The following is a 12,973-nucleotide window of genomic DNA, read 5'->3' as shown; positions in this document are numbered from 1 at the left end:
GTTGATCTGACGCCCTTCTCGCTCGCCGATCTGGGCCTCTCACCCGAAGAAATTGCCGCGCTCGAAGCAGCAGATCAGGAACAGTTCAATCTGCCCGTCACTGGTGAGACGATCGTGCCTGGGTGGTCACGCGGTGAAGAACCAGAATTAATCCCGTTTAGCCCCCAGGTTGAACCGCCCATCGCACCAGAAGAGGTAACGCCAGAGATGCTTGAGACAGATCAAGCAGCACCTGAGTTATCTATAGATGGCGATACTGAATTCAACGACATATTTGAGGGCGATGTCCAACCCTTCTCATTTGATGAATTTGAGCTTGAGACAGGTGAACCACGCACGCTCGAGCACGACGACGACGGCATCAGTAGCGATGTGCAACCCTTCTCGCTGGATGATCTTGATCTAGGTGATCTTGATGCGTTTGCCCCCGATACCGAAGAACGGAAACTGGGCGTAACCAGCGAAGAACTTGCCGGTCTTGACCTTGGCAACCTCGAGTCAATAACAGGCGAAAGACCGTCGCTCAAGATCGCCGACGACCCAGAGGCGGCCCTGGGGCACCTGACAACCCTGGGTCAGCAACAAGGCTATGTGGATCTGACCGATATTATCAGCATGGTCTCTGATCCTGAAACCGAAGCCGACCAGATCGAACAGATGGCGTGGTCACTCCATCACGCTGGCATCCAGATTCGTGATGGCGATGAGATCATTGACCTCGAAGGTGAAGCCGAGAGCGAAGAACTTGAAGCCATCGGAGAGATCTTTGACGCCGAAGCCGGGTTAGCCGCAAGCCAACCCTCTTCCACCGAGCTTGAACCATTCTCGCTCAACGAGCTCGGCTTGAGCGATGACGAACTTGCCGCCCTCGGGCTCGCTAGTCTCGATCAACCAGAAGCCGCGGCACTAGGCGCACCAGCGGGTGAAGACGTCGATCTGACCCCCTTCTCACTCGCTGACCTGGGCCTCACCCCCGATGAGATCGCACTCTTCGAGGCCGATCTCATTGAGGAAACCGAGGAACTAGGGTCGACTATGTCGCCAACAGGCGAGCCGAAAGCCGAACTGGAACCCTTCTCGCTCACCGATCTTGGTCTCTCTCCCGATGAGATCGCCATGCTCGAAGCAAGTGTCGAGGAAGCAGGCATCCTGGGTGACCCCACTGATCAGGATGCATCAGCCCCGCCGGTTGATGCGACAAGCGAAGACGAGCCAGCCTCAACCGAGGCTATTGACGACGACGAATTCGACTTTGATCTGGCCGAAGCAACCCCGGTTGAGCGCGTCACCGCTCGCACCGAGCCGCGAATTGAAGAGCCAGCGACCGAGGCGCATCCGGCTGATCCTGACTTTGAGCCCGAGCCACTCGACAACCTGGATGATATCTGGGACGCCTCGGCAGAGGAAGCCGAACCACTCACACCGGCGCGTGTCGTCTTGCCACCGATGAGCGAACGCTTTGCCGAGCCACCCCCGCCGCCACGGCCGGCGAGCATCACGCCTACCGTGCCAGCTGCGTCGCCTCAACTGAGTCGTGATGAAGAACGGTATGCGCGACGGGAAGCAGCTACACGGCGCTACCGCGAGGAAGAGCGGCAACCTCGGCGCTTCCGGCAAGCCGAAGCAACGGCAGCCATGGCTACCGCCGCCGAATTTGCTGGCTTTGTGCCAACTGGTGATACCTTGCTCGATGATTATCTTGGGCAACTCGACGAAGAACCAGACAACTACGGCCTGGCAATGGCAATCGGTCATCTCTGCGCACAAACGAACCGGCCAGACATCATGACCCGGGCCTTCAAGCGCGTTGTTCGCGCCGGGCAAGGCCTCGAACAGATCGTATCTGAACTCGAAACCTTGATGGGAAGCGTCGAAGAACCGGCGATCAAACAACCGTTGACCCGCTTGCTGGGCGATGCCTACTCCAAACAGGGCCGGTATACCGAAGCCATGCAAGCGTATGGCGCCACGTTCACCCGATGAACAGGATCCACTATCAGGCCGCCTGTCTAGAACACAGACATGTTTGGTCAACATAAGTTTACGAGAGGTCAAGGTATGCGCCGCATCGTTGAAGACCTACTACGCGTTGAAGGGGTCATTGGAAGCCTCCTGGTTGGCAAAGATGGGCTTGTCGTCTCGAGCACCCTGCTCGACGAAGAGGATGCCGAAATTCTTGGGGCCATGTCGGCCGCCGTCTTTGGTGAGATTGACAAAGCAACCAAACGTATCGGCATCGGCACGCTGATCGACTCGATCATCGATGCCAAAGATGGCTCGATTCTGCTTCTTGAAGCCAAAGAACTGATCCTGGTCGTCATTACCCAGCGTACCGTCAATCTCGGCCTCGTGAAAATGGAGATGCGCCGGGCAGCCAAGCGCATCAGCGAAGCAGTGCCGATCTAAAAGCTATCGCCCTCCAATGCAATCCTGCGGTGCGCCCAAAAGCCAGCATAGCTGGCTTTTGGGCGCACCGCGACGTGATATTATACCCACAACAGGCAGGGAGATTTATCCCGCCTGTTGTGGGTGTGGTATACTGGTCTCGGTTATTCTTGCTACACAGAATGAGGAGCTTATGGAACGTGCATTAATTATTCTCAAGCCTGATGCAGTCCAACGTGGGTTGATCGGGCCAATCCTTTCACGCCTCGAGCAACGTGGGCTGCGCTTTCAGGGGCTCAAGCTGATTCAGATGACGAAAGATATGGCTTACCAGCACTATGCTGAGCACGAAGGCAAAAGCTTTTTTAGCGGCCTCATCAGCTATATCACCTCAGCACCAGTCCTGGTGCTCGTCGTCACAGGCAAAGCCGGTACCGTCGAACTGGTGCGGGCCATGGTCGGCGCAACCAATCCGGCCAAAGCGGCCCCGGGTACGATCCGCGGTGATTTTGGCCTCGAAATCGGGCGTAACCTTATCCACGCCTCTGACTCGCCCGAAAACGGTGAGCGCGAAACAGAGATCTTCTTCAAATCTGAAGAACTCATAGGTCAATGGGAGCGCGCCATCCATATCTGGATTCACGAATAAGCTTGGGCGGGCCAAAAAGCGAACTGCCCTGGCTTTTTTGCCCGTCAAGAAGCGTGGTTTGCGGAGGTAGTTCTCGCGCAAACCGCGCTGCTGCAAAAGAGAAATCGTATGCTCGTGGTTATGGAAGCCCATGCCGATGCAACCAAGATCGAGGCGGTCTGTGCTGAAATTCGGGCAATGGGCTATGTCCCCCATCCAATGCCCGGTCCAACCCGTACCGCTATCGGCATCACCGGCAATCGTGGCCCGGTTGAACAGGCAACCCGACTCCAGCGTATGCCCGGGGTCGCTCAGCTTATTCGCGTAACATCACCCTATAAACTGGTCAGTCGTGAGTTTCACGAAGGCGATACCCTTGTCCAGGTCGGCCCGGTTGTTTTTGGCGGCCCCGCTGTGACCGTCATCGCTGGCCCCTGTACCGTCGAGACCCGTGAACAGACGCTGACCATTGCCCACGCTGTCCGTGAGGCCGGCGCAACCATGCTCCGCGGCGGTGCCTTCAAGCCACGTACGTCACCCTATGCCTTCCACGGGCTCGGCGAAGAGGGGTTGCGTATTCTCGCTGAGGCACGTGAGGCGACCGGAATGCCCGTCGTTACCGAGGTGATGGATGTCGAGACGCTCCCTATGGTCTGTGAGTATGCCGATATGCTGCAGATCGGGGCACGCAATATGCAGAATTATCCGCTGCTCCGCGCCGTCGGACGCTCGGGTCGCCCGGTGTTGCTCAAACGAGGCTTTGCCGCAACCGTGAAAGATCTGTTGCTCGCCGCCGAGTATGTGCTCCATGAAGGCAATGCCGATGTCGTGCTCTGTGAGCGCGGGATCCGTACCTTTGATGATACGCTCCGGTTTACCCTCGACCTTGGTGCAGTGCCGATGATCAAGCAACTCTCGCATTTGCCGGTCATTGTTGATCCTTCCCACGCGAGTGGACGCTGGGATCAGGTGCTGCCAATGGCGCGGGCGGCCATTGCCGCCGGGGCCGATGGGTTGATTGTTGAAGTGCATCATAATCCAGCCTTTGCCCTCTGTGATGGGCAACAGTCGCTGGTACCTGATCGTTTTGTCGCCATGATGGAACAGGTCGCCCGCATCGCTGACGCGATGGAGCGCCCAATGGCCTCCTGAGATGGCTTGCATCGTTACGTTGTGAGTGTATGGAAATACGTCGTTGGCGTCAGTATAACTGGCCGTTGCTGGTCTGTGTGATTGTTTTGCTGGTGCTCGGCGCACTGGCGGTCTATAGCGCTACCCTCACGGCGGTTACCGGCACAGGGGTGCCGTTGCATATCATCTATCCCGATCATTTGATCAATATGGGCCTTGGGCTCGCCTTGATGGTCGCGTTTACGTTCTTTGATTATCAGTTGCTCTCGAGTCTGGCACGTCCGATCTATCTGATCGGAGTCTTCTTGCTGATCCTGGTTCTCTTTATTGGTCGTACCAGTGAAGGTGCACGCAGTTGGATTGAAGTTGGTGCCCGTACGTTTCAGCCAACTGAACTCGCCAAACTCGCGCTGATCATTGTGCTTGCCGCCTATTGGCAACGCTTTGAACAGATCAATGACCGATGGCTTGTGCAGCTCGGGGGGTTGGTGCTTGCAGGGCTGCTCGGGTTGTTGGTACTCGTGCAACCTGATCTCGGGGGGGCAATTGTGCTCGCCTCGATCTGGGTCATGATAGCCTGGGGATCAGGTATCCGCTGGCAACAGATCCTGACGCTCACGCTGATTACGCTGCCCCTTGTCTACATCGGTTGGCAATCTGATGCGTTCCTTGATGACTATCAGAAACGTCGCCTGCTCACCTTTTATTATCTGCTGAACGATCCGTCACAAGTTGATTTCAATGATAGCTATAATGTTGTGCAGGCAATGAATGCGCTCACGCAGGGGGGCTTGTTTGGGGCCGGTTTGACGAATGGACTCTTCAGTCAAGGTAATTATGTTCCCGTACAACATACCGATTTCATCTTTGCTGTCATTGGTGAAGAGATGGGCTTTTTCGGTGGAGTCGTGCTGATTACGTTCCAGGCTATCCTGCTCTGGCAGGCGCTCGCGATCGCCAACCAGGCCCGTGATACCTTCGGTCGCCTGATGGCCCTTGGGATCTTTGGTATGCTCTTTTGTCATCTGGTGATCAATCTTGGCATGAATATGAGTCTTTTGCCCGTCACCGGTCTGCCCTTGCCCCTCGTCTCGCACGGCGGTAGTTTTATGATCATTACGCTCATCTCGATTGGCCTGCTGCAGAGCATTGCACTCCGCAGTAAGCGACTGGTTTTCTGATGTTTGCCATCACCCTCGCTGATATAGAACAGGCCGCCATACAGCTGCACGGGGTGGCCCACATGACCCCTGTTATGACGAGTCGTACGCTTGATGCGTTGACAGGCCACTCCGTCTTTCTCAAGTGCGAACAATTTCAGCGTGGTGGGGCGTTCAAGTTTCGCGGTGCCTACAATGCCATTAGTCGGTTGAGCGCGCACGAACGGCAACGGGGCGTGATCGCGTTTAGCAGCGGCAATCATGCGCAGGGTGTCGCGCTCGCCGCCAGACTCGCCGGTGTGCCCGCCGTCATCTGTATGCCCGACGATGCGCCACCCGTCAAACTCGCAGCCACTCGTGAATATGGGGCCGAGGTGGTGATCTATCAACGAGCGACAACCGACCGCGAGGCTTTTGCACGTACCCTTGCCGAGCAGCGTGGCCTCACCCTGATCCCACCTTATGACCATCCGCATATTATGGCCGGTCAAGGTACCGCTGCACGCGAATTACTCGCCCAGATACCCGACCTTGACACACTGGTGATGCCCGTTGGTGGCGGCGGTCTGATCAGTGGCTGCACCATCGCCGCCAAAGCCCACAATGCGACAATCAGGATCTTTGGCGTCGAGACCGAAGGGGCCGACGATGTGCGGCGCTCGCTCGCGTGCGGTGAACGGGTGACGATTGACCCACCGACGACCATTGCTGATGGCATCCGCACGACCGCTCCTGGGCAACTCACGTTTCCGATCATTCGGCATTATGTCGAACAAATTCTGGTTGTACCTGATACAGCCGTGCTGGAAACAATGCTCTTTTTGCTGATGCGGATGAAGCTGGTCGTTGAACCAACGGGCGCCGTCGGTCTCGCCGCAGTCATGACGGGCTTGCTGCCCCCGACATGTCAGCGCATCGGCGTCATCATCAGCGGCGGCAACGTCGATCCTGCCCTTTTGGCGGGCCTCAGCTAGCGTGTTGGGCACCCAGGGCCACTGGGCCAGCCTGCGCCCAACACAGTATGGCCCGCACCACTCAAGGCTTTCACCCCCACGTCCAGCCGGAACGGCCTGGATACCCGCGACCGCCATCGCCTCCCTGCCCTGGTGCTGCTCCGCCGCTCGATGGCGTCACCGGCCCCTCGTAAGGCCGAAGCACCGCGCCCATAGCCGTGCATGGCACGGCCATGAGCGCGGTGCTTCGGCCATCCGGTCGTCGTGGGCGTAACACGCCCCGCTGAGGCGGGGCAGCCGCAGAATCCCCAAAGGCTACAACATCCCCTTCAACTCTTCAGCGGCTTTGCGGTTCATCCCCGGCACAGCCGCCAGTTCTTCGACGCTAGCCTTGCGGATGCCGTCCAGCGAGCCAAACGCTTTGATCAGGGCTTTTTTGCGTTTTGGGCCAATGCCGGGGATCGTATCGAGCGATGAACTGAGGCTTGCTTTGCTCCGCACTTTGCGATGGTACGTAATTGCAAACCGGTGCGCCTCTTCATCAATGCGCTGCACCAGGCCAAGCACAGGGCTATTGCGCTCAAGCACAATGACCTCGGGCTGATGGGGAAGCACCAGATCAAACCGATTGCGGTCAGGACCTTTGGCGATGCCGACAATCGGGATGCGTTCAAAGCCAAGCCCCTTGAGCGCATCAAGGGCCGCATTGACCTGGCCGCGCCCGCCATCAACCAGCAGCAGGTCGGGAAGGTCAGCCCATTTCGCCAATGCTTCGTCGCGCTCGGCATCGCTGGCCCCGGGTGCAGCCACACTGTCCGCAGCATCATCGGGGTCGCCTGCGCCGGTGCTCGCTCCCCCAAAAAGATCAGCCTGGACAAGCTGAACTTCGTCGTTGGGCGCGGACTCTTCGCTGGAGAGCGCTTCAGCGGCACGCTTGAAGCGACGCACCAGCACCTCGTGCAGCGAAGCGACATCATTCGCCCCGACCACCGTCTTGATCTTGAAACGCCGATAGGCCGACGGGCGCGGCTCGCCGCGTTCAAAGACAACCATGCTGGCAACCGAGTTCTGGCCCTGCGTATGCGAGACATCGTAGCACTCGATGCGCTGCGGAAGCGTGGCGAGATCGAGCAGATCACGTAGCGCACTGAGGCCAGCCACCGCCCGCTGTTCGCTATTAAGCCACTGCTGACGCACCTCTTCGAGCTTCTGGTGGGCATTTTTGGCCGCCAGTTCCATCAACTGCTTCTTTTCACCACGACGCGGCACACTCAACTCGACCCGATGACCGGCCTTCTGCTCGAGCCACGACGCAATGATCATCGGCTCTTCAATATGATCGGCAAGCAGCAGAGTCGGCGGAACGTTGGGCGCGTGATCGTAAAACTGCGTAATAAACGACGCAAGAAGATCCGCATCAGTCTCGTCGTCGGTACCCTGCAGCGTGAAGGGCTCGGCATTGACCAGTTTGCCCCCACGAATAAAGAGCACCTGCACAACGGCGCTGCCATCTTCGCGGGCAAAGGCAATGACATCCTGGTCTTCATCAACCGTACGCAGCACCTGCTGGCGCTCTGAAATCTTCTCAATCGCCTGCAACCGATCGCGCAGATAGGCGGCCCGCTCAAACTCCAACGCATCGCTCGCCTGCTCCATCTGGCGACGTAGATCGCGCACAACCTGATCAGTCTTGCCTTCAAGAAAACGGCAGACCGCCTCGATCGTAGCGCGATATTCGGCCTCAGTGACCAGACCCGGCACACATGGGCCGAGGCAGCGTTTCATCTGGTGGTAGAGACAGGGGCGGCCCAACTTGCGATAGTGCTTGAACTTATCATCCTTGCACTCGAAGGAAGGGCGAAAGGCAAAGAGCCGATTGAGCAGATCGAGCGTCTTGCGCACCGAGCCAGCGCTTGCATAGGGGCCAAAATAGCGCGCCCCATCATCAAGCACCCGACGCGTCGAAAAGACCCGCGGCCAGGTATCTTGCAACGTCACCTTGATATAGGGATAGGACTTATCGTCCTTGAGCAAAATATTGTAACGCGGGCGATGCTGCTTGATCAGATTCATTTCAAGGAGCAACGCCTCAAGCTCACTCTGCGTCACAATGATCTCGAAATCGGCGATATGGCTCACCATCCGCCGTGTTTTGGCACTCAACCCACGGGGTGCCCCAAAATAGGATCGCATCCGATCACGGAGCCGTTTGCTTTTGCCGACATAGATCAACTGGCCCTGGGCATCCTTCCAGAGATAGACCCCGGGGGCGTCGGGCACCAGGCGCAGGCGCTCATCGAAGGCAACCGGATCGGCAACGGCAGTAGATGAAAAGTCTGGCATATGATCTATTGTACCGCAGCTTTTCACCGAGTTGTCATCTATTTCGAGTATACTTACAACAGAGCCTTTTATGGGGATTGGGGGCTACAGACCCCCCAGGAATCTCGTTTGTGCTGACGAAAACGGCCAGCGAAGCAGGCCGTTTTCGCCAGCACAAACATAGGTTGTAGGGCCTCAGCCCTGAATATACAGCACATGGGGCCGCAGGCCCCAGGAAAACGATGACACATACTGCACAAAAACCCCGCCATAAGGGGCGACGCTTTGACCCAAGCCCGGGCAAGATCCGCTATTCCCGTCGCTGGATCGGCGCAACAGTCGCAGGTGGCGTACTAACCACCGCCGCGCTAGCAACCGGTCGCCTGAAAACCACCGCCTTGCTGGGAAGCATCGGCGCAACCAGTCTGGCGTATGCTACCTTGTACGAGCCACGCAGCCCGCGGCTTGAACGCATCACCCTGAACCTGCCCAGACTTCCCCTGGCGCTTGACGGCCTCCGGATCGGCCAAATCAGCGACATGCACCTGGGCCTACGGTATACGACCGAAAATAGCCGCTGGGCCGTCCACCAGATGGCCGCCGAAGAGCCCGATATGCTCGTCTTTACTGGTGATTTCGTAAGCTACGAACACGCCATTGCCGAACTCCCTTTTGTGCTCGAGGGCTTGCCCAGGGCACCCCTGGGCCGTTTCGCGGTGCCTGGCAACCATGACTACTGGGAAGGCGTGCCCGAGATCAAGCAGACCCTGACCGATCTCGACATCGAGATGTTGATCAACGAGCATCGTCCGGTTACAATCGGGAAAGAGACCCTGGTCGTGGCCGGGCTTGATGATATGTGGGACGGCGTGCCCGATATCGAGGTCACCCTGCAGCACGCCCCTCCACAGAGCGTCCGGCTCCTCCTGGCCCACTGTCCCGACGCACTTGATTACATCATCAGGGGGCAACGGATCGATGTCCAGCTTTCGGGGCACACGCATGGGGGGCATATGCGCCTGCCAGGCTTAGGCTCATTCTGCCTGCCCCGCTTTGGCTGGCACTATGCAAGCGGCCATTTTCACGTCAACGAGACGCAACTCTATGTCAGTCGCGGGCTAGGCGGGCTCCCTTTACGGCTCGGTTGCCCGCCCGAGGCCACGATCTTCACGCTCCAACGGGGGAGCGCATAAACGCATCATCCGAGGAACCAAGCTATGCTATCATCTTCAGACGAGCTTCAGAACGAACTGAACCGCCTCCAGCATCTTGTCGACCGACGGGACGCCGTTCTCTCGGCGATGGCCGAAGTATCACGCCTGCTCTCACTTCACCTTGATCCGCTTGAAGAGGCCCCTCGGATGCTAGAATTGATTGGGCGCGCCCTCGAAGTGAGCCGTGCCTATATCTTTGTCAACGGTGAAAACGAGGCTGGCGAACGCACCATAAGCCAGTGCGCCGAGTGGTCAGCCCCAGGTTTCCCCCCCCAGATTGACAACCCCGATCTGCAAGACCTGCCTTACGAAGCTGCTGGGTATAGTCGATGGGAAACCCTGTTGAGCCAGAATCAACTCTTGTACGGCATTGTGGCCGATTTTCCCGTTGATGAACACGAGCTCTTGGTCAATCAGGATATTCAATCATTGATCGTGGCCCCGATCTTTGTCCACGACACCTGGTGGGGCTTTATGGGCTTCGATGATTGCACAACCAGCCATATCTGGGAACCAGTCGAAGCAGAAACCTTGCGGAGCCTCGCAGTCATGTTTGGCGTCGCCCTGCACAACCAGCAGATCCAGCAACAGATCCTCAACAGCCAGCACGAAATGCTGCGTGAACTCTCAACCCCGTTGCTCCCGATTGCCGACGAAATTATGGTTCTGCCACTGATCGGCACCATTGACCGTCAGCGTGCCGCCCAGGTCATGGAGACCCTGCTCGAAGGGGTAGCGCAATACCAGGCCACCCTGGTCATTGTTGACATCACCGGGGTCGCCATGGTCGACACCCAGGTCGCACAGACTCTGATCCAGGCAGCGCGAGCCGTGAAACTCCTCGGGGCGCGCGTCATGCTCACCGGTATTAAACCACAGATTGCCCAGACCCTGGTGCATCTTGATGTTGATCTAAGTGACATCGATATGCAGGGCAGCTTGAAGAGCGGCATTGCCGCCGCGCTGCAAACCATGCAGAAGGGCTAATGTCACAAGAAAGCCAGCAAGAATGACCACAACTTTCGCTCCTATGACCGCTCTTTCGCCCCTCGATGGGCGTTATCGTCGTGATCTGGCCGAATTGGCTGGGTATTTCAGTGAGGCGGCGCTCTTTCGCTATCGGGTACGCGTTGAAGTTGAGTATCTGATCTTTCTTTCCCGAGCCCAGGGGATCGCCTTTGTCCCCGCGCTCGACTCGCACCAGCAGGCACGCTTACGTTCCCTCTATCGTGAGTTCACCGATGAGTATGCCGAAGCCATTGCCGCATGGGATCGCAAGGTCAACCACGATGTCAAAGCCGTCGAGTACTGGCTGCGTGAACAGCTTGAAGGCTTCGGGTTGACGCATGTCCAGGAGGCTGTCCACTTTGCCCTGACGTCTGAGGATGTCAATAATCTGGCCTATAGCCTGCTGGTGCGGGATGCCCGTGATATGGTGATGGGGCCAGCGGTGGGGCGGATCATCGAGCGCCTGCGCCATCTGGCTGATACCGAGGCAACGACCGCAATGCTCGCCCGTACCCACGGGCAGGCGGCAACGCCAACGACGTTCGGGAAAGAGATCAATGTCTTTTTTATGCGTCTACGTCGTGCGAGCAATGCATGCAAAGAGATCAAACTGACCGGCAAGCTCAATGGTGCGACCGGCACCTTTGCGGCCCAGGTTGCCGCCTTGCCTGAGGTCGATTGGCTCAAGTTTTCCAAGGCCTTTGTACGTTCGCTTGACCTTGAACCGGTGCTCTTGACCACCCAGATCGAACCGCACGATACGCTTGCGATGCTCTGCGATGCGCTCAAACACACCAATGTCATTCTGCTCGATCTGTGTCAGGATCTGTGGCGCTATATCAGTGATGGCTACCTCACCCAGGCCCTACAAGCCGGTGAGGTCGGGTCATCAACCATGCCACATAAGGTCAATCCCATCGATTTTGAAAATGCCGAAGGTAACTTTGGTATTGCCAATGCCCTCCTCGAACATTTTAGCCGGAAACTGCCCATCTCGCGCCTGCAACGCGATCTTTCAGACAGTACGGTGTTGCGTAACCTCGGGGTTGCGTTTGGCTATAGCCTGCTCGGCTATCAGCGCACCCTCCGTGGCCTTCACAAGATCGCTGTGCGCCACGAGACCCTGCAGGCTGACCTGATGGCCCACCCCGAGGTGCTCGCCGAGGCTGTCCAGACGATTCTCCGCCGCGAGAACTATCCCGAACCGTACGAAGCCCTCAAAACCCTGACCCGCGGGCGGCCCCTCAGCCTGGAACTGCTCCGCGAGTTTGTGGCCAGCTTGACGGTGCGCGAAGAGGTCAAAGCCGAACTATTGGCCCTTAGTCCCGAGCGCTATACCGGCCTGTCCAGTCGCCTCGCCCTGCTCCGCGATGAACAGACCTTCGGTGGCTGGTGAGGGGTGAGACGGCCCAATAGCCCGATTGCGCTAGTCGCACGCACTCCTGGTACTAAGCCGTTCCCCTCCTTGTGGGCTATTCACAGCAGGGCCTATCGTAGCGTACAATAGCTATGCGGTATAGAGATAGGTCTGGGAGTGGGGAAGGTGCCGCACCAGGCGTCAGGGGCCGCCTTTCATTCCCTAGCCAATAAGATTGACACCGCAAGCGCAGTCTGTCGTATCAGAATACGATGGGCTGTGCTTCTTTGTTAAGGGTTTCTTGTTTTTCAGATGCTTACCGCGACACTTTTTCAGCATTAGAAAGCGCTAGAACGGTTATAGTGCAGTTGAAAAAGGGGTTCAAGGCATTACAATGCGACATGGGGCTTGACAAGTGCGGTATACTGCGTCCCGAAGGGCAAAAATCGCACGTTCGTAGAATACGCGGAAACTATCATTGCTAGACCTAAGGAGGACTGCACCGATGCAGAAGACTGATTTTATCAAGGCCGTCGCCGAAAAAGCCGGGGTGTCGCAGAAGGAGACGAAGCTGGTCATTGACTCGGCGCTCGATGTGATCACCGAGCAACTCGCCAAAGGCGAAAAGGTAACCTTGACGGGGTTCGGTACCTTTGAAGTTCGTCACCGTCAGCAGCGTGAAGGTGTCAATCCACAGACGCGTGAGAAGATCACGATCCCTGAAACCAAAACGCCCGGCTTTAGCGCCAGCAGTACGCTGAAAGAGGCCGTCAAGGGCGAAACAGCATAGGGCGGCACGCCTCTTCCAGGCATCG

11 protein-coding genes are annotated in these 12,973 nt (G+C 57.6%); 10 read left to right on the top strand and 1 reads right to left on the bottom strand.

Annotated elements, in window-relative coordinates:
* From EYB53_RS12590 to EYB53_RS12565, 6 genes are all read left to right on the top strand, one after another.
* On the top strand, nucleotides 1–1,983 hold a 1,983-nt coding region (locus tag EYB53_RS12590), incomplete at its 5' end, for an RNA polymerase sigma factor region1.1 domain-containing protein (RefSeq protein WP_303646660.1).
* Nucleotides 1,984–2,058: 75 nt separating this feature from the next.
* Nucleotides 2,059–2,406: a roadblock/LC7 domain-containing protein gene (locus EYB53_RS12585; protein WP_129671543.1), complete on the top strand. Its 348-nt coding sequence runs from the start codon at nucleotides 2,059–2,061 to the stop codon at nucleotides 2,404–2,406.
* A 172-nt stretch (nucleotides 2,407–2,578) separates the two neighbouring features.
* On the top strand, nucleotides 2,579–3,034 hold the full coding sequence (gene ndk, locus EYB53_RS12580; protein WP_135478535.1) for a nucleoside-diphosphate kinase: 456 nt from the start codon (nucleotides 2,579–2,581) through the stop codon (nucleotides 3,032–3,034).
* A gap of 108 nt (nucleotides 3,035–3,142) precedes the next feature.
* A complete protein-coding gene (aroF, locus tag EYB53_RS12575) occupies nucleotides 3,143–4,165 on the top strand; it encodes a 3-deoxy-7-phosphoheptulonate synthase (RefSeq protein ID WP_135478534.1) in 1,023 nt (340 codons plus the stop codon).
* A 29-nt stretch (nucleotides 4,166–4,194) separates the two neighbouring features.
* Nucleotides 4,195–5,325, top strand: a complete 1,131-nt coding sequence (locus EYB53_RS12570; protein WP_135478533.1) for an FtsW/RodA/SpoVE family cell cycle protein — start codon at nucleotides 4,195–4,197, stop codon at nucleotides 5,323–5,325.
* On the top strand, nucleotides 5,325–6,278 hold the full coding sequence (locus EYB53_RS12565; RefSeq protein ID WP_135478532.1) for a threo-3-hydroxy-L-aspartate ammonia-lyase: 954 nt from the start codon (nucleotides 5,325–5,327) through the stop codon (nucleotides 6,276–6,278). The genes EYB53_RS12570 and EYB53_RS12565 overlap by 1 nt, the downstream gene beginning before the upstream one ends.
* 294 nt (nucleotides 6,279–6,572) lie before the next feature.
* On the opposite strand, the gene uvrC is transcribed toward EYB53_RS12565, so the two are convergent.
* Nucleotides 6,573–8,600: an excinuclease ABC subunit UvrC gene (gene uvrC, locus EYB53_RS12560; RefSeq protein ID WP_135478531.1), complete on the bottom strand. Its 2,028-nt coding sequence runs from the start codon at nucleotides 8,598–8,600 to the stop codon at nucleotides 6,573–6,575.
* A gap of 221 nt (nucleotides 8,601–8,821) precedes the next feature.
* Between uvrC and EYB53_RS12555 the strand changes: the two genes are divergently transcribed.
* From EYB53_RS12555 to EYB53_RS12540, 4 genes are all read left to right on the top strand, one after another.
* On the top strand, nucleotides 8,822–9,772 hold the full coding sequence (locus EYB53_RS12555; RefSeq protein ID WP_135478530.1) for a metallophosphoesterase: 951 nt from the start codon (nucleotides 8,822–8,824) through the stop codon (nucleotides 9,770–9,772).
* Nucleotides 9,773–9,796: 24 nt separating this feature from the next.
* Entirely contained in the window at nucleotides 9,797–10,780 is a 984-nt protein-coding gene (locus EYB53_RS25605) for an STAS domain-containing protein (protein ID WP_254151045.1), read from the top strand.
* Nucleotides 10,781–10,802: 22 nt separating this feature from the next.
* The gene (gene purB / locus EYB53_RS12545) at nucleotides 10,803–12,197 is read left to right on the top strand and encodes an adenylosuccinate lyase (protein WP_135478529.1); all 1,395 of its coding nucleotides are present in this window, start codon (nucleotides 10,803–10,805) and stop codon (nucleotides 12,195–12,197) included.
* A 466-nt stretch (nucleotides 12,198–12,663) separates the two neighbouring features.
* Entirely contained in the window at nucleotides 12,664–12,948 is a 285-nt protein-coding gene (locus EYB53_RS12540; RefSeq protein WP_135478528.1) for an HU family DNA-binding protein, read from the top strand.
* Nucleotides 12,949–12,973 lie beyond the last annotated feature (25 nt).

The organism is Candidatus Chloroploca mongolica, assembly GCF_004762035.2.
GTDB lineage: Bacteria > Chloroflexota > Chloroflexia > Chloroflexales > Chloroflexaceae > Chloroploca > Chloroploca mongolica.
This window is presented reverse-complemented; position numbering and strand designations above follow the sequence as displayed.

Excerpts from the sequence above, each read along its gene's own strand:
- EYB53_RS12585 (WP_129671543.1), top strand. The coding sequence starts at position 2,059 with ATGCGCCGCATCGTTGAAGACCTACTACGCGTTGAAGGGGTCATTGGA.
- purB (WP_135478529.1), top strand. The coding sequence starts at position 10,803 with ATGACCACAACTTTCGCTCCTATGACCGCTCTTTCGCCCCTCGATGGG.
- EYB53_RS12565 (WP_135478532.1), top strand. The coding sequence starts at position 5,325 with ATGTTTGCCATCACCCTCGCTGATATAGAACAGGCCGCCATACAGCTG.
- uvrC (WP_135478531.1), bottom strand. The coding sequence starts at position 8,600 with ATGCCAGACTTTTCATCTACTGCCGTTGCCGATCCGGTTGCCTTCGAT.
- EYB53_RS25605 (WP_254151045.1), top strand. The coding sequence starts at position 9,797 with ATGCTATCATCTTCAGACGAGCTTCAGAACGAACTGAACCGCCTCCAG.
- EYB53_RS12570 (WP_135478533.1), top strand. The coding sequence starts at position 4,195 with ATGGAAATACGTCGTTGGCGTCAGTATAACTGGCCGTTGCTGGTCTGT.
- ndk (WP_135478535.1), top strand. The coding sequence starts at position 2,579 with ATGGAACGTGCATTAATTATTCTCAAGCCTGATGCAGTCCAACGTGGG.
- EYB53_RS12540 (WP_135478528.1), top strand. The coding sequence starts at position 12,664 with ATGCAGAAGACTGATTTTATCAAGGCCGTCGCCGAAAAAGCCGGGGTG.
- aroF (WP_135478534.1), top strand. The coding sequence starts at position 3,143 with ATGCTCGTGGTTATGGAAGCCCATGCCGATGCAACCAAGATCGAGGCG.
- EYB53_RS12555 (WP_135478530.1), top strand. The coding sequence starts at position 8,822 with ATGACACATACTGCACAAAAACCCCGCCATAAGGGGCGACGCTTTGAC.